General features: G+C 40.6%; 22 protein-coding genes. 8 read left to right on the top strand and 14 right to left on the bottom strand.

Annotated features, from left to right (window positions below; genetic code table 11):
- Positions 1-78: 78 nt before the first annotated feature.
- Complete coding sequence (gene coaD / locus ACQEXR_RS14505) at positions 79-573, bottom strand: pantetheine-phosphate adenylyltransferase (protein WP_138972948.1); 495 nt, start codon at positions 571-573, stop codon at positions 79-81.
- Positions 574-680: 107 nt separating this feature from the next.
- Here coaD and ACQEXR_RS14500 point away from each other — a divergent pair, with 107 nt between their 5' ends.
- Complete coding sequence (locus ACQEXR_RS14500; RefSeq protein ID WP_427020620.1) at positions 681-1715, top strand: glycosyltransferase family 9 protein; 1035 nt, start codon at positions 681-683, stop codon at positions 1713-1715.
- Between the two features lie 42 nt (positions 1716-1757).
- On the opposite strand, the gene ACQEXR_RS14495 is transcribed toward ACQEXR_RS14500, so the two are convergent.
- Both ACQEXR_RS14495 and ACQEXR_RS14490 read right to left on the bottom strand, forming a co-directional pair.
- Positions 1758-2546, bottom strand: coding sequence for a glycosyltransferase family 2 protein (locus ACQEXR_RS14495; protein ID WP_427020619.1), 789 nt, complete (start codon positions 2544-2546; stop codon positions 1758-1760).
- A complete protein-coding gene (locus tag ACQEXR_RS14490; RefSeq protein ID WP_427020618.1) occupies positions 2543-3598 on the bottom strand; it encodes a glycosyltransferase family 9 protein in 1056 nt (351 codons plus the stop codon). Before ACQEXR_RS14490 ends, ACQEXR_RS14495 begins: the two co-directional genes overlap by 4 nt.
- Before the next feature lie 105 nt (positions 3599-3703).
- Here ACQEXR_RS14490 and ACQEXR_RS14485 point away from each other — a divergent pair, with 105 nt between their 5' ends.
- On the top strand, positions 3704-4411 hold the full coding sequence (locus ACQEXR_RS14485) for a 3-deoxy-D-manno-octulosonic acid kinase (RefSeq protein ID WP_427020617.1): 708 nt from the start codon (positions 3704-3706) through the stop codon (positions 4409-4411).
- Here ACQEXR_RS14485 and ACQEXR_RS14480 read toward each other — a convergent pair.
- The 8 genes from ACQEXR_RS14480 to waaF are packed head-to-tail and all read right to left on the bottom strand — an operon-like array spanning position 4408 to position 12161.
- On the bottom strand, positions 4408-5331 hold the full coding sequence (locus ACQEXR_RS14480) for a WavE lipopolysaccharide synthesis family protein (RefSeq protein WP_427020616.1): 924 nt from the start codon (positions 5329-5331) through the stop codon (positions 4408-4410). The genes ACQEXR_RS14485 and ACQEXR_RS14480 overlap by 4 nt on opposite strands.
- A 4-nt stretch (positions 5332-5335) precedes the next feature.
- A complete protein-coding gene (locus ACQEXR_RS14475) occupies positions 5336-6070 on the bottom strand; it encodes a glycosyltransferase family 2 protein (protein ID WP_427020615.1) in 735 nt (244 codons plus the stop codon).
- Complete coding sequence (locus tag ACQEXR_RS14470) at positions 6067-7650, bottom strand: phosphotransferase (protein ID WP_427020614.1); 1584 nt, start codon at positions 7648-7650, stop codon at positions 6067-6069. The genes ACQEXR_RS14475 and ACQEXR_RS14470 overlap by 4 nt, the downstream gene beginning before the upstream one ends.
- Positions 7641-8021 carry an HAD-IIIC family phosphatase gene (locus ACQEXR_RS14465; protein ID WP_331416714.1) on the bottom strand — a complete coding sequence of 127 codons (381 nt, stop codon included), beginning with the start codon at positions 8019-8021 and terminating at the stop codon, positions 7641-7643. The genes ACQEXR_RS14470 and ACQEXR_RS14465 overlap by 10 nt, the downstream gene beginning before the upstream one ends.
- 12 nt (positions 8022-8033) lie before the next feature.
- Positions 8034-9302, bottom strand: coding sequence for a lipid IV(A) 3-deoxy-D-manno-octulosonic acid transferase (waaA, locus tag ACQEXR_RS14460; protein WP_427020613.1), 1269 nt, complete (start codon positions 9300-9302; stop codon positions 8034-8036).
- A 2-nt stretch (positions 9303-9304) separates the two neighbouring features.
- Entirely contained in the window at positions 9305-10081 is a 777-nt protein-coding gene (locus ACQEXR_RS14455) for a glycosyltransferase family 32 protein (protein WP_427020612.1), read from the bottom strand.
- 18 nt (positions 10082-10099) lie between these two features.
- Complete coding sequence (locus tag ACQEXR_RS14450) at positions 10100-11125, bottom strand: glycosyltransferase family 9 protein (RefSeq protein ID WP_427020611.1); 1026 nt, start codon at positions 11123-11125, stop codon at positions 10100-10102.
- Positions 11106-12161: a lipopolysaccharide heptosyltransferase II gene (gene waaF, locus ACQEXR_RS14445; RefSeq protein ID WP_427020610.1), complete on the bottom strand. Its 1056-nt coding sequence runs from the start codon at positions 12159-12161 to the stop codon at positions 11106-11108. The genes ACQEXR_RS14450 and waaF overlap by 20 nt, the downstream gene beginning before the upstream one ends.
- Before the next feature lie 191 nt (positions 12162-12352).
- Here waaF and ACQEXR_RS14440 point away from each other — a divergent pair, with 191 nt between their 5' ends.
- The gene (locus ACQEXR_RS14440; RefSeq protein WP_427020609.1) at positions 12353-13078 is read left to right on the top strand and encodes a glycosyltransferase family 25 protein; all 726 of its coding nucleotides are present in this window, start codon (positions 12353-12355) and stop codon (positions 13076-13078) included.
- Complete coding sequence (locus tag ACQEXR_RS14435) at positions 13078-14253, top strand: O-antigen ligase family protein (protein WP_427020608.1); 1176 nt, start codon at positions 13078-13080, stop codon at positions 14251-14253. The genes ACQEXR_RS14440 and ACQEXR_RS14435 overlap by 1 nt, the downstream gene beginning before the upstream one ends.
- Before the next feature lies 1 nt (position 14254).
- Here the strand turns inward: ACQEXR_RS14435 and ACQEXR_RS14430 are convergent, their stop codons facing one another.
- From ACQEXR_RS14430 to rfaD, 3 genes are all read right to left on the bottom strand, one after another.
- On the bottom strand, positions 14255-14815 hold the full coding sequence (locus ACQEXR_RS14430) for an acyltransferase (RefSeq protein ID WP_427020607.1): 561 nt from the start codon (positions 14813-14815) through the stop codon (positions 14255-14257).
- A 9-nt stretch (positions 14816-14824) separates the two neighbouring features.
- Positions 14825-16591 carry a polysaccharide deacetylase family protein gene (locus tag ACQEXR_RS14425; protein WP_427020606.1) on the bottom strand — a complete coding sequence of 589 codons (1767 nt, stop codon included), beginning with the start codon at positions 16589-16591 and terminating at the stop codon, positions 14825-14827.
- A 93-nt stretch (positions 16592-16684) separates the two neighbouring features.
- Positions 16685-17626: an ADP-glyceromanno-heptose 6-epimerase gene (rfaD, locus tag ACQEXR_RS14420; protein WP_427020605.1), complete on the bottom strand. Its 942-nt coding sequence runs from the start codon at positions 17624-17626 to the stop codon at positions 16685-16687.
- A 547-nt stretch (positions 17627-18173) separates the two neighbouring features.
- Here rfaD and ACQEXR_RS14415 point away from each other — a divergent pair.
- The 4 genes from ACQEXR_RS14415 to ACQEXR_RS14400 all read left to right on the top strand — a co-directional run bounded on the left by ACQEXR_RS14415 (position 18174) and on the right by ACQEXR_RS14400 (position 23713).
- Positions 18174-19448: an oligosaccharide flippase family protein gene (locus ACQEXR_RS14415; protein WP_427020604.1), complete on the top strand. Its 1275-nt coding sequence runs from the start codon at positions 18174-18176 to the stop codon at positions 19446-19448.
- A 212-nt stretch (positions 19449-19660) separates the two neighbouring features.
- Positions 19661-21697 carry an FkbM family methyltransferase gene (locus ACQEXR_RS14410; protein ID WP_427020603.1) on the top strand — a complete coding sequence of 679 codons (2037 nt, stop codon included), beginning with the start codon at positions 19661-19663 and terminating at the stop codon, positions 21695-21697.
- A 1-nt stretch (position 21698) separates the two neighbouring features.
- Positions 21699-22637, top strand: coding sequence for a glycosyltransferase family 10 domain-containing protein (locus ACQEXR_RS14405; RefSeq protein ID WP_427020602.1), 939 nt, complete (start codon positions 21699-21701; stop codon positions 22635-22637).
- A complete protein-coding gene (locus ACQEXR_RS14400; protein ID WP_427020601.1) occupies positions 22634-23713 on the top strand; it encodes a glycosyltransferase family 2 protein in 1080 nt (359 codons plus the stop codon). Before ACQEXR_RS14405 ends, ACQEXR_RS14400 begins: the two co-directional genes overlap by 4 nt.
- Positions 23714-23715 lie beyond the last annotated feature (2 nt).

Here is a 23715-nt window from a genome sequence, read left to right as displayed (position 1 = left end):
TCACTCGTCACTCGTCACTCGTCACTCGTCACTCGTCACTCGTCACTCGTCACTCGTCACTCGTCACTCGTCACTCGCTTATACCTTCGCTTTTTCTTTCAACGCCTCTGCCACTACTTGCGGGACAAAATTGGTCACATCGCCACCGTGAATAGCAACTTCGCGCACTATGGTTGAAGAGATAAAGGCGTGCTCTTCAGCTGGCGTTAGGAACACACTCTCTAAACCAGGCATCAAACGGCGGTACATGTTGGTCAGGCCGAACTCATATTCAAAGTCGACGGTAGTTCGAAGGCCGCGAATAAGCACATTGGCTTGTTCTTGTTTGGCAAAATCGACCATCAGTCCCGAAAAGCCCTTTGAGGTAACATTATCTAGGTGCTTTGTGACCTCCTGAGCAAAATGGACTCGTTCATCTAAGGTAAACATGGTGTTTTTGCTTGGGCTGGCCGCAACCGCAATAATGACTTCATCAAACATATCAGCAGCGCGCTCGATAAGATCTAAATGTCCATTAGTAATAGGATCAAAAGTGCCCGGATAAATTACTCGGGAAAGGCGTTTTTGGCTCACGATTAAGATACTCAATTCATTCCATCTGCTTCAATCTTAACAAAAAGGCTCACAATTACCCACTGAAGCCGCTATCATTGGGACAAATTAGACAATTGGATGGGACGATGAAAAAGATACTGGTTGTGCGTAACGATAAAATTGGTGACTTCATGCTAGCTTGGCCAAGCTTTGCTATGTTGAAAGCCTCACTACCAGATTGTCACATCACTGCGTTAGTCCCTAACTACACGGTGGCATTGGCCGAGCTATGTCCTTGGATTGATAGCGTGTTGGTTGACCCAACAGAGAAAAGTGACAAAGCCAAACAAATCGAATTGATAAAGCAGATTCGTGCCGAGCAATTCGACGCCTCAATCAATCTATTCTCAACCACTTATAACGCTAAGTTAGTCTGGAAAGGTAACGTCCCTTACCGATTAGCTCCAGCAACTAAGCTGGCGCAGATTTTTTACAATAAACGCATCAAGCAGAAACGTTCGCAATCTGCTAAGCCTGAATTTGAATATAACCTCGACCTTATTCGTGCCTTCCTGACCGACAATAAAGTGAAAGTTGTCGAACCTTCTGCACCTTATCTTTCGTTTAGCGACCAACAGCTTGTTGAGCAAAAAGCGAAGCTGGCGCAGCAATTGAGTTTAAATAGCGATAAACCATGGATCTATGTTCATGCAGGAAGTGGCGGTAGTGCGAATAATTTATCACTACCACAATACACCCAGCTAGTATGTGGCTTAGAGGGCGATTTTGAGGTGGTGCTGACTGCTGGCCCAGGAGAAGAGCAAAAAGCGGCGGAGTTACAAAAACTGATGGCAGAGAATGGCCGCAGTGCGGTGCTTTACGATAACAATGATGGCTTAGTGGACTTCTCTTGCTCTATTGCCTGTGCAGATATGTTTATTGCTGGTTCCACTGGTCCACTGCATATTGCGGCTGCGATTGATGTGCCTACTGTTGGCTTCTTCCCAAGTAAACGTTCTGCAACGCCATTACGTTGGAAGCCAATCAACTCAGAAGGTAATCATATCGCCTTCTGCCCACCCAAAGCGGATGACAAAGCGAGTCAGGAAGATATGGCGCGTATTGATATTGAACAGGTTTTAGTAGAACTGAAACCTTGGGTCAAGACATTACTGAAATGATAAAGGGCTCTGATGAGCCCTTTTTGATGCGTTAACGGTGACTTATTTTTTGTAGTGAGGGTCGTTATCACGTGCCCATAAGTCTGCGTACTTAACAAAGGTGGAGTGCGCAGAAAGCACCGCGATAAGGAAGCCTTGTTTACCATCCAGAAAGCCGCGTTTGAGTAGGTACATCTTCAGGAAACAGCCCAGCGCATGAATAATCCCTTGTGATAGAGACGCCTTCTTGCCGCGGGCTTGGCGTTGATCTGCCCAAGCTTTGGCGTAGCCTGCCGATTTAACTAAGTAGTGATTTAGGTTCTGATAAGAGTAGTGAAGAATATCGCCATCTAACTCTGCCACCTGACAGCCTTGTGGGATAATCACAGATTCGTGTACTAGGTTGTCATTGTACTTAGTCAGTTTATTTGGGTAGAGGCGTACGTGACGGTAATACCATCCAGAGTGCTTGAGGAAACGACCAAATACCCAAGTGAGTTCGTTAAGGTTGTATACCGTGTTCTGTGGCGGGTTTTCCAGCATAGCGAGGATGTTCTCACGTAATGTATCATCAATACGCTCATCAGCATCGACCGCTAAAATCCAATCACTGGTGGCGTAGCTTTGTGCTAATTGCTTCTGTTTACCAAACCCAGGCCACTCTGCATTAACATAAAAATGCTCGGTATACTCACGGGCGATAGCTTCAGTACTATCTGTACTTCCTGAGTCGACGATGATGATCTCATCAACCCAGCGTAAACTCTCTAGACAATCGCGCAGGCTGTCCTGCTCATTCTTAGTGATAATAACGGCGGCAATTGTCGCTCGGTTTTGACTGGCTTGATTCATAATAGTGACTCTTTTTCACAGACCAAGTCGAACATGGCGATGACTTGATCAGAAGTAATTCTGTTCATGGCTTGTTTGTCTTTCACTCGTGAGCGCCAACTCAGTTGCTCGGCAGATTGCCCCGTTTGTTCTTCGATCGCCTGTTGCCAAACACTGACCACATAGTCGGGGTATTGATAGGGACCAGTGCGCTGAGGGTTATGGTGAGCGTACAAACCAATCACAGGTGTGTTCATCGCATTCGCCATATGGGCAGGGCCTGTATCAGGGGCGATCACCAAATCGCATTTGTCTAGCAACGCTAGCATCTGCATCAGAGAGCTTTGTCCAACAAGGTTGGTCACATAACTTTGGCATAGCTCAACAACGTGTTCAGCCAAGTCTGTCTCAACTTTCGCCGGACTGCCGGCTAATATGACATTCCAGCCTTTAGCTTGTGCATGCTTAATGAGCTCGCTATAGCCTTGTGCATGCCAGTTTTTATATGACTTGCTGGCACCGGGTACTAGCACAAGGTTTCGTTTACTGGCATCTAAATGATTTTCTGCCCAGTTGGCATCTCGCTCTGTATAACTTAATCGCCATTTTGGCGTTATATCATCAATACCAATCTGCTCAGCAAACGCCATTAAACCATCGAGGACATGAGGCTTGTTAGGCGAAGGTACTTTGACATTAGTGAACAGGGTTTGGAAATCTTGGCTACGTTTAGCGTCAAAGCCGAGTTTGTATCTCGCTTTGATACCTAATGTGGCAATGCTTGCTCTAAAAGCGTATTGCATGTGCAGCAGCGCATCAAACTGACGGCCTTGGAGTTTTGACCAAAGCTGTTGGTATGCTTGCCAGCCTTGCTTCTTATCAAAAACAATCAGCTCAACCCCATCGATACTCTCAAGCAACTTTGCTTCTAGTGCTCCCGTTATCCAAGTTATTTTAGTATTTGGCCACTGTTTTTGAATGGCCTGAACTGCTGCGATGGTATTACAGACATCACCAATTGCGGAAAGGCGCAAGATGCACAGGGATTGTGGAGCAGTATCAAAAAGGGCCATGGTGTCGAGTAACTTATTGTTAGTGATATCGAATTATGCAGAGCTAACGAATAAATGTAAAATAGAACCGATTTCAGCCAATTTTAGGGCACGTTGCCAAGTACAATGAAGACTGCTACTCATAACAACCATACGATTTGGTATGATGAACAATTGTTGAAAGAGCCAGTAGAAAAGGCTTTTGATGCCAACTACTGGCAGAAGGAAGGTAAGGTTATTGGTAGTGCGACTGGTCGAGGTACAACATGGTTTGTACAGACAGAGACCGTTGCTGCAGCTCTACGTCATTATCGTCGTGGTGGTCTATTTGGCAAATTGGTCGCAGATAGCTACTGGTTTACTGGCTGGGAGAAGACGCGTAGTTTTCAGGAGTTTCAGCTTTTAAAGCAACTGAGAGAGTCGGGGGTTAATGTACCAAGACCGATAGCCGCATGTGCGATTCGCACCGGCCTGACCTACCGCGCTGATTTACTGAGTGAAAAAGTAGCTAATGCTCGTGATTTAGTGGCTATTTTGCAACAAGCCCCGCTCAGTGCAGAGATGTACCAAAAGATTGGTAAAGAAATCAGAAAAATGCATGACGCTCAAGTCAATCACACTGATCTCAACATTCATAATATTCTGGTGGATGACCAGCAGCAGGTTTGGATCATCGATTTCGATAAGTGTTACCAGCAATCCGGCGATGACTGGAAACAAGGTAATCTGGAAAGATTGAAGCGATCTTTTGTGAAAGAGGTGGGTAAGTGTAATATCTCATGGCTGGAAAGTGACTGGCAGCCATTGCTTGCTGGCTACCAGTCAAAAGTTTAACCCTTGAGCTTCCTCAACAAGGTTCCCGTCCAGTTTTTGTAGCCTCGGTACAAACGTTTTTTATCACATGGCTTACCTGACTGATTGTTTAGGTAGAGCCAGTCTTGCAAATCGTACTCCAGAGCTAGATTTCCACGTTTATAAAATCTTTCCGTAACATCTAGCCCTAATTTTTCTGGGGCATCAACGATGATGTTGTTAGCGATAAACTGTGGCCAGAAATCAGAACCTAAGCCTGCATCTTCACAGGTCAGATTATTGGTCTTAAGTTCCTTGCCTGTTAGCCTGGATAACCAGTTTAACGTTAAGAACTGCTCAGTAGTAGCGTAGCGTGCCTTATAGCCAGGAGTGAGGGTGAAGCTCAGCTCTGGTATCCAGTTATCAGACCAAATTGTGAGAAGATCCTCGGTCAGGCCGAAGTCAAACAGATCACTTTTGTGGAAATAGACCGCCCTGCCATGGTGGCTAGAGATAAAAAAGGTACTGCTGGTCAAGGTTCGCTGGTTAAAAAAGGAAAACGACTCTCGCCTAGGTAGATTTGCGTACTGGCAGTACAAATCGACAAACTGTCGGCCAATAAGTTTGTTATCGGAACGCATTTTGACTGCGTATTTTGTCGTTACTGCTTTGAGTCCATAGTGGGAGCTAACCATTTGACGATTATTGTTTAGAGTCTGCGGTTGTCCATCGTGATATATAGTATTGGAGCCTGGGTCATCGAGTTCAAGTACCTGATCATAGTCCAAGCCTTGATGCGGTTGACCCTTCCACGTTGATAGAATGATGGTAGAAGCTGGAAAAAATTGTCGAATTGAACTCAGGCACTCATTAGTGATGCCTGTTAGTTGAGTTCGGTCATTACTCGCTTGAACCGGACCTTGAACAACAAAAGTGATCTCGTTATCTTCGATCTGAATCATTTAGCTACCTATTAAGAAAGTCAGTGTACTCTTGCGGAACGCCACAGAAGATCACTTCACTTCGTTCAATTAGATGGTAGTGAACCTCTAAGCCTTTTTCTATCAGTAAGTTATATAAAGGAGCAATGTACAGTTCTCCTTTTTCCCATTCTTGTTTAGGCTTAGCTACATAGGCTTGATAGGCATCTAGGTAGGCTTGCTTGCGATTAAAATGATACAGACCTGTGCTACAAAGATCAGATATTGGGTTCTTCTCAGCAGTTTTGATTACTTTAGTTGAGCCTTCATTTTCTGGCAGTGCAAAAGACCAGTTGTCACCAGAGCCTCTAAATACTTCCAAATAGGCATCACCGACTTTACTGACATCAGGAAATTTAAAATTAGGCCTGAAAGTGTCAATGTTAAATACGGTAATCACTCCCTGATAGTCGGGAAGTTGTTGCTCTAATAATTCTAAACCTAAGGCAACAGTTTCCGCCTGCCCCCTTGTTTCTTGGTTTAGAACAACAACGTAAAACTCGTTGATACCAAGCTGTTGTGCTCGCTGTTTAACAAAGGCTTCTGTTTCGTAGACATCTCTGACGATGAACAGAAATGGTAGTGAAGCAAAATAAGCCTGAAAGCTCTTAACAGAATGGTCAAATAAGGTTTCTCCGTGAGCTTCAAGCATGTACTTAGGCTTTGTGTAGCCAGCTTTAAAAAAGCGCGAGCTCATGCCCGCCATTGGTATCACGATCATTGTTCTAGCCTCTGCAGAATTTGATGTAGTCTGAATGCATTGGCGAATAGGGCATCTTGTCGACGCTTATCATCCGCGTGAAGTGGTAGCATAGAGAGGAAAAGTTGGATCTGCATGGCATATAAGTTTTGCGCTGTAATGCCAAACTCTTCTTCGACCATTTGTATAAAGGCTTGCTGTGTTTCTCTATGAGCACCGTTATCTTCAATACACAAAGTAATACTTTGGCCCTTAAGGGATACATCATAGTAGCCGGCAATGATCCAATCATATAGCCCCAAAATAGAGTGACTCAGCTTTGCAAGATCATAGCGAACATCACCATAGATCGTCAGACGTCCATCAGGCGTCATCCCTCTAGGGTCTATGGTTTTTACTTTGCCAGCTCGAAAGTCATATAGGATATTGCTGAAGCAAAAGTCGCCATGTAAAACGCCAAGTTGTGCTTGGGCGTCAGGTAGATGCTTCTCACTATTTGCAAGAATTTGCTTGAGAGTGACTTCTTGGTCTTGATAAATCCAAGTGCTGTCTAGGTCGATGTTTCGCGCTTGGCAGAATTCAGCTAATCGTTCAGGGGTTTTTCCGCCAAAGAGAATATCTAGCGTGTTGGTGTGAGTACCCGCTTCAACGGATTGTCTGCTGCAAGCAGACAGGAACTCAATACAGCCTGTTAGGATTTGTTGCCAAACTTGGGTAGGCAATTTGGAAAAAACGAATAACTCGTTCAAAGCGGTAAGATGCAGGTATTCAAGTTTGTATGAAACTTTGCCTTGCTCGTTACGGCTGCCTAAATACTGTGGGATGTAGCCACGCAGTGGATATGGGAGCAGCTCGAACCAATTAGCCTCTGCGGCAATTTTTTCGTTTTTAATGCTCGCTTTTTCAATCCACTTTGGTGTTATAGTCAGCTCATTAAACGCTCGTTGAGTGGTATGCTCTGCTTTTGAGCGATAGTAAGTGTTTACATGGCCAAAATCCAGCCAACCATTTGAGTCAACAGGCGTGAGTCCTACCGATTGATGGTAACGGTTTAACCCCTCGATGAAGTTCCATTCGCTTTGGGTTATGCAACGAACTAACTCACGCGGTTGGCTAAACTTAAAGTAGCCATCGATAATGCGATTAGTTTCTGCGCTTAGTTGTTGTTCGGTATCTTTTAGCCAATGAGCCTTGTCATCAGTTAATACTGCCCAGTTATAACTGTCTTTCGCAGTCGAAATACTCGCGATATCATCACCGATAGGAAGCTGAGAGAAAAGGGTATCGCCATAGAGAATATGTAAAGGTGTGTTTAGCGAGTGACCACTGATATTAATCGCAGCGACTATGGAAGCACCCAAGCTGAGACCATCAGGTGTATTGATTAAAGTTACATTTTGTTGTTTTAACCATTGCTGATCGAGACTTGAAGCAGAAAAAGATTCTGGAACTGATAGGTATACATCAACTCCATCTGGTACCAGAGCAACTTGATGCTGAAACAATCGTCGATTACCTAGTGGCAAAAAGCTAGGTGGAATATGGCCAAACTCCGATTCCAGTTCTTGTCCAACATAGGCTCCGGACATAATTAGGAACATTGTTTTTCCTTTTCAAATAGCTGGTTAATTTGCTCAAATGAGAGTTCTGCAAACTCTGACGGACGTACTGCTCGGTCATCAATGTAGAAACCTTCATGGCCGCACCATGGTTTTCCTACAATGATTTCATCGTAAGGGATGTCATGTTTGTCCAGCCATTCTGTAATGATAGGTAGAGTATGGATATTGATTTTACCTATATTACCTTGATAGGTTCGCATATTACGCGCAGTGGCGATCACTATTTCAAACCCTTGTTCTTTATAGTTTTTTAGTTGCTCAATCACGTCTGTACGCGGTAGGACATTTTTATAGTCTGAAGTGTTGGCTTGCGTGAGTGTTCCGTCTAAGTCGACGATTAGCTTTTTCATGTAATTTAGTTCCTAGTCCAGATCTATTTGAGCGAGGGATTGATTGATGGCACCAGTATTTTTATTTACCACAGATAGCGCCTGTTGACCGCTTGCTTGTCGCTGCTGTTTGTCCGTTAGCCAGAACTTTAGCTGCGATACAATACTCTCAGCATTGTCAGTAATTTTACATGCACCCGAGGCAACAAGAGCGTGAGTGATATCAGTAAAATTGTAATAACTTGGTCCAGTCAGAGTCGGTATGCCAAGTGCAGCTGGCTCTAGTAAATTATGGCCACCGACTTTTTTTCCGATCAAGCTGCCACCCATAAAACAGACGTCACTGGCCTGCATTAAAGTGAGCATCTCTCCCATGGTATCGCCAAGGTAAACTTGAGTTTCTTGTTCGATGACATTACCACTACTTCTCGTTACTGTTAGAAAGCCTAGCTCTTGGGATAGCTTAGCGACATTGCTAAACCGCTCTGGGTGCCTGGGAACAATAATCAATAGACATTCTGGTAGATAGGAGAGAAGCTGCCTATGTACTGATAACAATTGCTTGTCTTCACCTTCATGAGTGCTAGCGGCAATCCAGACTGGGCGGTCTTTACCTAACTGTTCTCTCAATTGATTGCCCTGAGTGAGTACGGTATCTGTTATAGATATATCGAACTTTATCGAGCCCGTGACGACCAGCTTTTCCTTATTCACACCGAGATTGAAAAAACGCTCTGCATCATCATGGTATTGGCACAGAACTTTGGATAGCTGTTTGGCCATTGGGATGAATAAGGGGAGAACTTTTTTATAGCCACGATAGGATTTTTCAGACAGACGCGCATTGAGCAAGGTAATAGGTATTCCAGCTTTACCAACCACGTTAAGAGTGTTTGGCCACAACTCGGTTTCAACAATGATTAACTGTGATGGTTTGATGACTCGAATAAACTTGCTAATCGCAAATGAGAAATCTACGGGAGTATAGCGGTGTGTAACTAAGCCTCCTAGCCGCTCGGCTTGTTCGGCACCTGTTGACGTTGTAGTCGTGAGTACGATGTCTACCTCAGGGTGGCGAGACTTGAGCTGTTTAATCAATGGAGTAACAGCAATCGTTTCACCGACAGAAGCTGCGTGAATCCAAATCGGCTGTTGGCAATTAGGGATGGTGGGGGTAAAACCGAAGTGCTCTTTCCACCTTTTGCCCACACTTGGCTTGCCCTGCTTCTTTTTATAGAGGCTGTATAAAAGAAGTGGGGCGACCAGTGTCAGTAGTAGAGAGTATAAGAATCGGGCTAGCACGTTTACTTTACAAGATCTTCTGGGTTTATATGTGTCCACTTACCGCGTGGCTTATCGATGTACTGAAAATGTTCATTGGTAAACGTGCCCTGGATACAAACGTACTTTCTATCTTCAGTATTAACTGGTTTTCCTTCCAGAGCTTGATTCAGAACGGTAGGACCCGTTGAATGGTAAACGCCCATTTCAGGTTTATAGTGGTTGATGTTATATACCACTTGGTCAATCGTCGCCTGTAAGTCCTCGTTATTAGGCGCTGATGCAATAAAGTAGTTAGTAATCTCAGTGTTGTTACTGACTTTGATATATAGCTCTTTATCATTCCCGAGTAGTTTGTCTAAAGACCAAACTAGAGTGGCGTCAATGTCCATATAAACACCACCTTGAGTATTTAAGACAACCAGACGCCAAAGGTCAGCTTGTGCTGCGCCATTGGTCAGACGAGAGTAGGCTGTATAAACTTCGGGAGAAGCATTCTCTTTTAGGAACTCTCCTCTCGCTTCCGTGCTTACGTAGCGATAGTCACAGTTGAGTGACATCAGGCGGTTAAAAAGGTAATTCAGATAAACTGGAAGACTCGCCTGATCGGTAAAGTTTGTTTGCCAGATGGTTCGAGGAATTGCTCTGTCGCCGCTTAACCTTACTTTGGCTGGCGCATAAGCTGGAATGGTAAAGCGAACTTTTGGTAGCGCCCAATGAAATGGATAGGAAAGCACCTTAAAAATATTTCCTGTAAGGCGAATTAATCGATTAGCGATTAATATCTTAAGTTGGCTCATTATTTTGATTTCCTACCTTTAGTTATTATTTGAATTTAGTGCGCAGCCAATCGATGCAACGATTTGATCGCTAGTTGGCTTACTGCCATTGGCATTCATTGCTATCCAATGTTTTTCGTACAATGGTGTATAGCGGAATGGAACCGTAGCGTAGAAGATACCAACAGTGGGTGTATGCGTTGATATCGCGACATTGCGTATGCCGGTATCGGGTGCTACAACCAAAGTAGCTTTAGCGATAAACTCGACCAGTTCATCTAGCGGCAAGCAAGGTTGAATCTTAAGTTTTCCAGCGTCAGCAAGATCTTGTAAAAATTCACCTTTCTCAAAATCATTCTTTCCTTCAAGGAAAACATGCTTAACATCAGGTTGATGTTCAATCGCTTGCTCGATGACCTCACGCATTTCCTGTTTAGAAAGTATTTTTCTTAGCTGAGAAGCACCACTAAAGTAGACCACGTATGGTTGATAGGTATCTTTTAGTTCACGGTGATCGGGATAAGCGAAGTCGAGTGGGTAAGTTGGATTGTGTCCAAGGATTTTTAACATGTCGAGCATGCATTCAACTTCAGGTTGAAAGTCCGAGCGAAACACAGCGAGGTTGTACAGCTTTCCGCACAAGAATGATGTGTACGGGAATCCTACTTTTAATTTTGCTTTAGTGAGTAGCGTCAGCCAATAAGAGCGGTTAGTACCGGCGACGTCAAAAACAATATCTTGCTCGTCAAGCTGATTGTAATCTTGATACTTCTCTTTTAACGATAGCCCCTTTGAATCTTCGCGACTTTTCATCACGATAGTTTTATCTGCTAATTCTGATGGGGTGCCGTAAAGGTAGTTGGAAACGGTAACCAGAGTGATTTCTGCGTTTGGGAAGAACTTTCTCGCTTCCACCAAGAAAGGACGCACAATAACTTGATCACCTAGTGCGGCGTGACGAATGACAGCAATTTTTTTTATGTTCTTGGGTTCGAACTCATCTTTAATATATTGACGAGCACTTTTTGCGGCATAAGCGCCTTTCTCAAACCAAAGGTGTTTCATTATTTTCTTTTCCAATAAATGTACTTAGAGCGTTGATAACTTTTTCTGGCATCAGCTTATTGAGACAGTCAAGGTGCCCATATGGACACTCTCGCTTAAAGCAGGGGCGACACTCAATATCTGTATGCACCATAGCAAGCTTGTCTGTCAGTGGAGGTGTATATTCTGGTGAACTAGAACCATAGATGGCAACAATATTGCAGCCGACTGCAGATGAAACATGCATTAAGCCGGAATCATTGGTTACAACTGTATGGCATGCAGCTAGCAAATCAACGGCTTCTATTAATGATGTTTGTCCGGCGAGATTATGAACGAACTGTTGGTCATCTTCATTTAACGCGGAACGAATCAGTTTACAGACGGGATGATCTTTTCCTGAGCCAAATAGCCAAATCTGATAACCACAGGAAATGGCATGTTTGGCTACTTGAGCGTAATAGTGATCTGGCCAGCGTTTCGCAGGGCCGAATTCAGCGCCAGGGCATAAACCAATAATAGGTTTGCCTGACGTAAGTTTCAGTCTAGTTCTGGCGTTGCTCTGACTTTCTGAGTCAACCGTTAACTTAGGCGTTGGGCAGTTTTTTAATTCCACTTCTTGTCGCATGCTTGTTTTGCTCACCGCTAAGGCAACATAGCGTTCGACCATGTATTGGAAGACACGTTTGTCTGGTCTTAAATCGGTCAGCAAGCCATATCGGAATTCACCTTTCCAACCAGTTCTGTTTGGAATATCCGCAAACAGTGGGATTAATGCGGATTTCGCCGAATTTGGCAATACAAATGCGTGGGTGTAATGGTTTTTTTGCAGATCTTTGCCAATTTTTCTTCTCGCAAACAAGTCAAACTTACCGTGCCCAATCGGCATTTCGATTGCGCGAGAGACTTGTGGCATACGCTCAAGAATCGGTTTACACCAAGCAGGAGCCAGGACATCAATCTCGGCTTGTGGGTGCTGTTTTTTTAGCGATATATAGAGGCTTTGAGACATGACCATGTCTCCCACCCACGATGGGCCAATGATAAGAATTTTCATCTAACTGTTATCTGCATGTGAATCGACGTTGAGGATAGCATATTGTTGGTGTGATGATAACGTCACGGTTTTATCTACTTTTATCAATAATGCGTGTTCTTGTATGGAAAATAATTCAAACAGAAGCATGATTATGGTCTAATTAGCGTCCAGTTTACTGTAATCAGTTCGTGTAAGTGAGACATCAATCAATGAAAATCTGCGTCATCAGCTTGAAACGCTCTCCTGAAAGAAGAGAAAACATAAAAAAGCAGCTTGATGCCTTAGGGTTAGAGTTCGAATTTTTTGATGCAGTAGATGGTCGCGCTGAGCCTCCTCACCCACTGTTTGCTAAGTATGACTACTTCAAACGTCTGTGGCTAACTAATGGCCGTATGCCATCTAAGGGCGAAATGGGGTGTTATGCGAGTCACTATCTTCTGTGGCAGAAATGTATTGATATAGATGAGCCTATCCTTGTGTTGGAGGATGACGTTGTCGTAAGACCTCATTTGAACCAATTCTTTGAATCTATAAGCAAAGTAGCACAAGAGTATGGATTTGTCCGTCTTCAGGAAAAAGGCGAACGAAGCCAAACATATATAAAAGAAAAAAATGACAAATATACGGTTAGTTTTTTGGATAATAATTTTGGTGGATTACTTTGTTACGCCATCTCGCCATCTGCAGCCCAAAAGTTAGTTGATGGATGTACCAGATGGACTCTTCCAGTTGATAACTATGTCGGCTCTTTATATCTACATGATGCACCAAGTTACCTTTTTTCTCCAAGCATGGTCGAAAGTATTCAAGACTTTGATACAACGATTCAGCTTGGTGAAGAAAAACGTCCTCCTTTTTATAGAAAGCTAACTAGAGAACTATACGTTGTTTACCGTAAGGTAATGATGAGCATATATAATAATAGATATAAATAATGAAAAAAAATATTGAAACACTATTCTTGTTGTCGCCAGCATTTATGGTTTTTGCTGTTATATTCAATGTTCCCAATACAAAATTCATTGTATCTAGATTAACTGCTTTGGTTTGTGTTTACTGTTTGTTTTTTTATAGAAAAGCAATTTTTTTAAACTTTGATAATGATAGATTTAAGTGTTTTATTAAATTGTCTTTTTTAGTGATCGGTTATTTCTCTTTATTGTATATAACGAGAGGCGATGAGTTTTCTTTTGCAAGATCATTACTAGTTACGACATTGTATTTAGCTTTAGTTCCTTGGTATAAGATAGATCGAAAGATATTTGTCTATTTGATAATAACCTCTGCTATTGTAAACGGCGGTTGGGCTATATATGAGCATTTTGTGATAGGCAATGAGCGAGTTGGAAAGGCTGTAAACCCAATACCGTATGCATTGTATTGTGTGTCCATGCTGTTGTGTTGTTTGTATCTAGTCAGGACAGTGCAACTGAAGTTGTTTATTAAAGCCATTACTGTGGTGGCCGCTTTCGGTTGTACTTATGCATTATTACTCACAGACGTGAGAGGGGTTTGGCTAGCGCTGCCATTTGCTTTATTACCGTTATTTATTACACGTTTATCTCTTAATAGTATAAGTAAAAAAAACGTCTTACTCCTCATTGCGATGTTAGTTACCGTTATAGGAATCGCGTCGACTAATACAGTTCAACAGCGCTGGGAAAGAACAACACAAGAGTTTCACAGAATTAGTCAAGGAGATTTTGGCTCATCGATCGGGATCCGCTTAACCTTATGGAAAAAGGGATTGAGCTTAGCCAGCGGTAGCCCAATTGTTGGTATTGGGTCTGATGAATTGAGATCTAGTATCGACAATAGCTCAGAGAAATGGATTCGAGGCTTCGCTCACCTGCATAACCAATACCTGCAGGCTATAGTGGAAAGCGGAATGCTTGGGTTGTTGATTTTGGCAGTATGGTTTGCTTCATCCTTGATATGTTTTGAGCGTGGTAGGTTAGATTTTCAATATCATTCCCTATGTTGTTCTATTTTAGTGTTGTTTTCAATCGCCTCGTTAACAGATGTTCCTTTTGTTCATGGCCATATTGTTTATCTAATTAGCTTACTGCTTGGGGGCTCCATATTATTAGATAAACAATCATCGGGATAACTTAGTAAGTAAGCTCGTTTGTCCAGCTCGTCTCTTCTTGAATCACTTTAGCTGGGTTACCAACCGCAACGACGTTATGGTTGATGCTCTTAGTTAAAGTAGAGTTAATACCCACGACAGAGTTATTGCCAATAGATGCACCTTTTAAGACAGTGACATTATCAGCAAGCCAGACGCTGTTTCCGATATGAATACTCTTTGCAGGGTTCATTCGCTGCCCCTGTTTCAGAATGTTATGCCCATCACTAGTCATTACTTTTACGTTGCGTGAAAACATACAGTTGTCACCAATCGTAAGTTGAGTTCCTCGCTCCCGACAAGAAATAAAGCAGTTTTCACCAATCACACAATCTTTGCCGATGACTAGCGTGCAGTCATTGCCATCTAACTCGATAGAGACGCCTTTTAGGTTAGCACCATCTTTGAAAACTAACTTGTTGCCACTGCCTGTAATATGGATGTCGCAGTAACGAATACGAGTCTTTTGGCCAACTTCTACCGTATTGCCTGATTTAATACGTATTTTATTGCGAAGACGCGCCAACAGAGAGAAGTGTGCCATATAAACCTTCTATTTATTCTTTCTAAATACATAATTACCGGTAACTTTTCTCCATAACCCTAACACTGAGGTTTTAGGAAAAATCGCAATACGACGGATTTGGTATAGGTCTTGGTGAAAAGCGAGAGGGCCGCTATTTGTCGCAACCGCGAAATCAAACTCGAGCTCTCTGGCAATTCTTTTTGAGTTTTCGTCTAAATCGCCATACGGATAAGCAAATGAAGTTAACGGTTTGCCGATGATGGACTCTAGCTCAAGCTTGTTCTGTTCCATTTCTTGCTTTTGTTCTGCGTATGAAAGTTTGCTCAAGAATGGATGTGTAAGTGTATGCCCGCCAATCTCTATGTAGCCAGATTCAGCCATGGCTTTAATTTGCTCACTATTCATTAGCTGGAAGGGCTTATCTGGGTTTTCGCTTGCCTCAACATCCCAGCGGTTATAAGTTTCGCCAGTAACGACATAGACAATTGCTTTGAAACCATACTTTTTCAAAAGAGGTAACATCAGTTCATAGTTGTCGACGAAGCCATCATCAACGGTCAGCATAAAGTAACGCTTATTTGGATTTAGTCTTTCGATAGTCCCTTTATTTGCGAAATCTTCAAAAGTAAGGCTCTCAAAGCCCAAGCGTTTTAGCAGCTGAAGATGTTTTTCAAACAACTTAATATCGATGTATGGACCACGCGTTCCTTTTTTCGATTCGTCGTCGATAAATCTGTGATACATCAAGATAGGCATCTCTTTTTGTAGCTTGCTGATCACCACATCTTGATAAACTGATTCAACTTGGGAGACGATATTGTCGAGGTCGTAGTTATCACGAATAGCTTGTGTTACCACAGGGTCACACGATGACTGATTCAGACCTTTTTCGACTTCTTGAGCAATAGAGCTAAAATCGATATCGAGAATATTTGGGCCGATATCACCAAAGTTTGTCGCCATCGCGTGAGACAGATTATGCTCATCGACTATGCCAATTGAAATCGCCTCGCCAATCGCGAGTGTCGGACGGCCACACAATAAAGATTCCATAGCGACTCGGCCTGCGCCAATGACTAGGTCTGACTGATGTAGTACCTGTGCTACATCATTGGTATAGCCAGGGAACGAGGCTTTATTGGCAAACTTTTCAAACCTAGCTTCCATGGCGGAGCCCGTTAAGACTCGCACATCATACTTATCGAGATCGAGGCATTCATCTAGCAAGCGGTAACATAAATCACCTTTAGGGCCAGTCAAGCGACCAACAATGGTAATGATAGGTTTAGTGTTATTCGGGGGCTCAGTTGGCGAAAATGCCTGAGTTTCTATGCCATTTCGGCTTACTGTTAACTGAGAGGCGGGCACATCCAGTTCTTCAATCAGTTGCTGCTCAATCGCTTCACATACCGGAAGCGCTTTATCACCCATGGCATGAAAGGCTTTACGTGAACGGTGCACCGGTTGACGGCCATGTACCGTTGTAACCATGGGAGTGCAAGTGATTTTACATGCTACGTGGCAACTCCAGCTGGATGCGCGCGAGTGAGCGTGAACCAGTTGAATATTGTGTTTTTTGATGAGGTAGACAAGATAAGCGACATGCCAAAAACGGCGAGGGATACTGCGTTTATTGAAGCGAAGCTTAAAGAACTGACCTAAGAATGGTTTAGTCAGTGTGTCGGACACATAATGAATAGTATGACCGCGTTTGGTTAGCTGATTGCCGACAGTCGTTGCATACACTTCTGCGCCAGTTACTTCTAACTGGGACAGTGCCATTAAAATATTCATCAGTTAACCCAAGAGACTCTTATAAACGCTGTATTCTAATCTGCAAATCCCCAGAGTTCAAAGCAGGAACTCTGGGGATTTGAGGTCGTGGAGTTACTTATTGATAATCGACATATACTCAGCAACACCTTCTGCAACAGTTTTAAACTGATGGTTGCAACCCGCTGCGCGCAGGTTTGTTAAGTCCGCTTGAGTATATTCTTGGTAGGCACCCTTCAAGTGCTCAGGGAACGGGATAGTCTCTACAGTGCCTTGGCAGTGGTACTTAATTACCGCTTTGGCAACTTCTTCAAAAGATTCTGCGTTACCAGAACCTAGGTTGAAAATGCCAGATACACCATTTTGCATAAACCAAAGGTTAACGGCTGCAACGTCGCCAACGTAAACAAAGTCACGCTTGAAAGTCTCACTGCCAGCAAATAGCTTTGGATTCTCGCCAGCATTCATTTGGTTGTTTAAATGGAATGCGACTGAAGCCATAGAGCCTTTGTGCTGCTCGCGAGGGCCATAGACGTTGAAATAACGGAATCCGGTTACTTGAGAAAGCTTTTCGCCATGTTCTTCGGCGTCTTGCCAGATACGACGAACGTAATTATCGAACTGTTGCTTAGAGTAACCATAGACGTTTAATGCGCCTTCGTACTGTTTCTCTTCGATGAAGGTATCTGTCTCGCCGTAAGTTGCCGCAGAAGAAGCGTAAAGGAAAGGAATCTCACGCTCAAGGCAGTAATGAAGCAGCTCTTTTGAGTACTCATAGTTGTTGAGCATCATGTACTTGCCATCCCACTCAGTGGTCGCAGAGCATGCACCTTCATGAAAAATAGCTTCGATAGGACCAAAGTCATCACCTGCCATGATTTGCGTAAGGAAATCATCTCGATCCATGTAATCTGCGATATCAAGATCGACGAGGTTTTGAAACTTCTTACCGTTTTTAAGGTTATCGACAACTAAAATGTCATTAATGCCTTGTTCGTTAAGTGCTTTTACGATGTTGCTGCCAATCATGCCAGCACCGCCAGTTACGATGATCATCTATACATATTCCGTTAGAGTTATCCTAGTTGAAAAATTATACCACATCGTGAACCAGAAGGATTAGCATAAAATTTAGAGGTATATTGTCACGTTTTAACATTCCAAATGCAGACAAATAGCCAAAAATGATAGCGCCAATCATTTTCAATCAGGAACTGAATCGGCCTATACATAATAGCAAAACCACTTTAGAATGAGGTACGTTTGTAGCAAATATGGCTTCAGTCAAACTCGCAGTGCAAAGCAGAGAAACACTGTAGTAGGAAAATGCTCAAAAATAGTAGGAGTTTTTGTCGATTTTCGTTTCTACTCTCTACTAATTTTTGACTGATTAAACTATAAACTTGACTTGTTCAACACGTTATGAGTTTAGCTTATGACAACTCTGATTAACTATAGTGACTTTTTATGATTGGCAGCAATAGTTATTTTTCTACAAGTCATATTATAGTAGTGGAAGAAAGTATGTGAGGTATGTGGGTAGGTGAATAATAATTAACATTTATATTAGAACTTTGTTAATACCCCCCCCCGCTGTGAAATAATGGTTAGTTATAAAAAAAATATTGTCTTTAACATTTTTTCGTCTTTTGGGCCAAAAGCTGTTACGCCTTTACTTGCTATTTTTACAGCAAGACTTCTTCAACCTGATGATTACGGTCTATTTGGGTTGGCTAGTGCATTGTTAGCTTTACCGATTGTTATTAAAGACCTTGGAATATCTAATGTTATAATATCTAAAGCTCATGAAGATAATTTATATAGGACTCAGCTCTATATTCAATTAACGACAGCTTTTATTACAATCATACTTTCTTTCTCTCTTATATCAGTCCTTGATGAGTATTTTAGTTATGATGGGCTTGGGTTTGTTATATTTGTAATGTCTCTGACCCTTTTTGTTTCTGCACTCGAAGATTCAATTGTTACTTTCCTAAGGAAAACTAATAATTACAAATCGATTTTTATATCCAATACAATATCCTCTATAGCAGCATCTGCTTTGTGTTTATTATTTGCTTGGTTAGGGTTTGGGGTATATGCGCTTGTATTTTCGTATATTGCTAATAGAACCCTTTCTCTTATATTTATGCTGAAATATTGGAAATGTTTGATTGGGATCTCCACCTCTACGAAATCTTTAGATCTTATTTCGGATGGTAAACATATTCTAAGCCAGAGATTAGCTAGTTATTTTGCTGTACACTCTGACTCGACGCTAGTTGGAAAGTACCTATCTACTAGCGACCTGGGCATATACAGAATCGCAAAGCAATTTGGGATATTGATTTCTTCTATTATTGGAGAGCAATACAAGCAGGTCTTGTTTTCGGAATCATCAAATAAAAAATCCAACCCAGACTATGTTAAATTACTATATAATAGATACATAATCATAAATTTTCTCATAAATCTCTCTATATATATTATTTTCAGATCTTTCTCTGGTGTTTTTATCGATAAAGTACTTGGTGAGCAATGGCAGGGAGTCAATCTCATAATTCCTTACATATCATTAATGGCACTTTCTGGCTATATATCAGCCGCCAATGGTGATTTTTCAGTGATATTTGGCTTCAATAAAGTATATACATATTACTCCATATTTAGAACAATGATACTTGTATTTTTTATGTCTATGTCTGTTCATTATGGCATTTTAGTTATGATTAAAACTGTAACTATAGTGACGATTTTTTTGAATGTGATTAATACGTTTATTTTTAGCATTAACAATAGCGTTTTTAAAATTAGTAGGTGGGTGTACTTGTTATACTTGTTTGTTATCTTTCTATACTTTGAATTGGTGTCAATTTGAATATTAAATATAATGTATCTAGGCATGATTTAATTAGTAAGTTGAACCCTTATTTGATTTCTCGACTAGATCTCTCTAATGAAATATATGAATGTCGTTGTGTTAACTGGAACTTTCTTATAAGTAAAAATAGGTTTGATATAATATTAAAGTCTGTTTATGCAAAGAATTACTTAAGGGGTACACTTACCCATTTCCATAGGAATATGTATTTGGAACACTTAAGGGTTTGGGGCGGTTTCAAAGAAAATGATATTAGTGGCAAAAGCTCAAAAGAAGACTTTTTAAGAGTATATCATGAAATAATTGAACAGTTTTTGCTAGATAAGTTTAGTTGGGACAAAAGCATTTTACCAATTGATGCTAGCAATGCCATCATTGATGGTGCTCATAGAGCATCAGTATGTGTCGCTTTAGAAAAGCGAGCACATGTGGTAAATTTTAACAATAAATTTAACATATATAATTATGACTTTTTCATTCGTAAAGGATTGGGACTAATGTACTGTGATGAAACTATCTTAGATTTTTGTAGAACTAACAATAACGTTTATTTGGTCTTTTTGTTCCCGATTGCAATTGATAGAAAAAATGAAGTTGAGAAGGTTTTAACGGAACAGTGTGAAGTATTTTATAGTAAAAGCATTGAGTTTACTAATCGAGGTGCTCTTAACTTGACATCTCAATTATATAAAAACGAACAGTGGCTAGGAGAGAGAGAAAAAGGGTGGCCTGGTGCAGCGTACCATGTTAGTGAAAGATTTCGAGGAAGTGACCCTTTAACTGTATATGTAGTAACTTCCGATAGTTTAGATAGTGTAAAGAAAATAAAAAATGACATACGAGCATTATATGAGCTTGGTAACTTTCCTGTTCATATTAACGATACGCATGAAGAAACAGTACGATTAGCTGAACAACTATTTAATAAAAACTCTCTTGATTTTATTAATAATGCTAATCTAAATATTAATAAACGTGTCCATAATCTTCATCATAGCTTTAAAGAAGAGCTTTCAATTCTATCAATCGATAAAGAACTCTACTGCATTGATAGCAGTGCTGTTTTAGCTCTATATGGTTTGAGAGATTGTAGAGATTTTGATTTTTTAACCGTAGGTGAAGATATACATCAGTTTTCTAATAAGTTAATTGGATGCCATAATTTAATGAGTAGATATTATAAAAATTCTATTTCAGAAATGATATACAATCCTACAATGCACTTCTACTATGATGGTGTTAAATATCTATCTTTAGATTTGGTATATGACATGAAATTAATTAGAGGGGAGAGTAAGGATCTTCAAGATATTTCTCTCATTAACGATTTCAGAAGTGGTATTTCAACGTTATCGAATAATATTGTAGAACCAAAAGAAAATAAGATATATAGAATGATTCTAAACATGGTACCAAAGAAAATAAAAAGAAAGGTCAAATCGGCAATATTATTAACAATGAAAATTGTTAATGAAGCTAAGGTGGCAATACAGAAAAAAATAGGTATTGAGCTTAATTGCAGATACTTGAGGTATGACTTAGTTTATAGCCCTGGCACTTCATTAGTTGGTCGACTTACTGGTGGTAGTGTTTACGAGCCAGATGTCACGGCTGCAATTGTCAGGGAGATAGTTGAGATCGAGAATCCTGTAATATTTGACATTGGTAGTAATATAGGGCTTATATCTTTGAACATCTTAAACTTTAATCCAAATGCAAAAATATTTGCTTTTGAGCCAGGTTTACATCAAAGAAGTTTATTTGAAAAAACGATTCTCAAAAATGAACTGCTTTCTAATATAGAGCTTTCATCTATTGCGCTGAGTGATAACAAAGGGGTGCATGATTTTGTTATTCACGATAGCCAACACGCTTCTGGAGATGGCTTTTTTGACACAGGAAGAGCTGGTAAAGGTAAAGTTATTACAGTTGAGACAGATACCTTAGATAACTTCTCATCCAGTCGAGATCTAAAATCGTTAGATCTAATAAAGATAGATACAGAAGGGGCTGAACTCGCGATTCTAAAAGGGGCCAGAGATACAATGTGCACACATCGACCAAAAGTGATATTTGAGATGCATAAAGATAACTTGTTATCTGCGATGGTTAATCCGACTGAAATACTAGACTATTTTTCCAATATAGATTACGAGGTGTATACACTAACAAGACAACGCGTTGATGAATCTAACCTTTCTACTTTGATGGAGACAAACTTTGACTATTTAGCGGTGCCAAAATAATATGTTAGTTAGAATTGTAAAAGATTGGACTAGCCCAAATATATTTAGGCAAACACCTAATTTATCGGGTTTTTGGGATGGAATTACATTCACAGAAGAAGCCGTATATGAGTGTGACTATGTTATCGTATTAAATCGAGCTCCTTATGATTTTAAGGTTAAATGTCCACCCGAAAATGTTTGGCTTATAACCCAGGAGCCCCCTGTTCGGGAATATAATTGGCAGAAAAAGGGGTTCCCTAACTACTTTCGGGTGATAACACCATTTGTTGATGATAGGCACACAAACATTGTTAACGCCAATCTCGCTTTACCTTGGCATGTAAATAAATCCTATGACTATTTAAAGAACCTAAAATGTAATCATAAAGCAAGAAACTTGTCATGGATTACTAGTAGTGCAACTGCTAGAAAAGGCCATGTTAGTCGAATGAACTTCTTGAATTACCTTAAAGAGAGAATTGACTTCTCTTTATATGGAAGGGGATTTCATGAAATTGATGATAAGTTTAAAGGGATTAACCCATATAAATTCACTTTAGCCGTTGAAAATAATAGAGCTCCATTTTATTGGACAGAGAAAATTTCAGATGTTTTTTTGTCTTGGTCAATGCCGATATATTATGGATCTCCCAATATAAACGAGTTTTTCCCTGAAGAATCAATGATCATAATTGACATTGAGGAGCGAGAATTAGCTGTTGATGTCATAAAGAATGCTATTGAAAGCGATTTCTGGAGCAAGAATATCGAAGCAATTGAGTACTCTAGAAATAAAATTTTGGATGAGTATCAGTTTTTTCCTTATATTTCTAAGATGATTAATAATAACCCTACAAGTAATAATAGAGTGGAGTTAACAATCAATGAGCTTCCGTATTTATATCCATCATTAGATTTCTCGTATTTAAAAAACATTTTACGGTACTATTTTAAATGAAAAGTATTTCAATAATTGTTGGTTTTAGAAATAGAGATGAAACTAGAGTTAGAAGGTCTCTGGAGTCATTAAAATACGCGATTGAAAAAAGTTCAGTTAATGTAGAACTCATATTTGTAGATTATGGTAGTACTCCAGAACTGTCATTAATTATCGAGGGGGCTGTAAGTGAATTTGGTTTCGCTAAATATATACATTGCGAAACTAGGGGCCTAGCCTGGTCAAGGGCTCATGCTTTGAATGTAGGATTGAAAATAAGTGAGAATGAATGGGTCCTATTTTCAGATATAGATATGCTATACAGCGAGTTTTCTTTTAATTCATTAGCAACAATTAAATCTGCTCAGTGCTTCTATAATCTTAGGTGCTACTATTTGCCGGAATATGATGATTTCTTGAGCCTTAGTAAAAAGAAAAGTACTTTAAAACTGTCAGATGACAGTGCTTTAGGCTTAATGCTAGTTAACAAAACTTCACTGGAAGCAATTGGAGCTTATGACGAGTTCTTTAAGTTCTGGGGGGGAGAAGACTACGATTTAAGCAATAGGTTGAAAATGTTTGGCCTCAACCACACTTATTTAGAGAATGAAGATCAAAGACTTTTTCATCAATGGCATCCAGCCAGTAACAACTTGACAGATGGTTTTATGCCACCAGGTTTTTGGTACGATATCGAATTTTACATAGCAAGCAACTCTTGTATCAAGCGGAATGAAACATATGGAGAACTTATGGAGTACCATCATCGCCCCTCTCTTTTGATCTTAGATACATGTGAATTTGATTCAGAAAAGGTGGATGCTTATTCTGAGATCATGAACAGGAAAAGAATATCTGACTTCATAAGTCTTGAGAAAGGTGAATTTTCCGTGTATGAATGGAATTCTATAAAAGCAAAGAACAGCAAACTCATGTTATTAATAAATAAGCTATTTGGAAAGATGGGTGCCAATCTGTTATTGAAGTATAAAGAAAATATTTTTAGAAATTCGGTTATGTATTTTATAAATAACCACAGAGAATTAGTTCTAGATTATTATATTGATGATAGTATGGCTATTCTTGTTAGGCGGTGATT

The sequence above is a fragment of the Vibrio sp. TRT 2004 genome (genome assembly GCF_050113735.1).
In the GTDB taxonomy this organism is placed as follows: domain Bacteria; phylum Pseudomonadota; class Gammaproteobacteria; order Enterobacterales; family Vibrionaceae; genus Vibrio.
The sequence above is the reverse complement of the archived record's forward strand: the minus strand, read 5'-3'. Positions and strand labels throughout refer to the sequence as shown.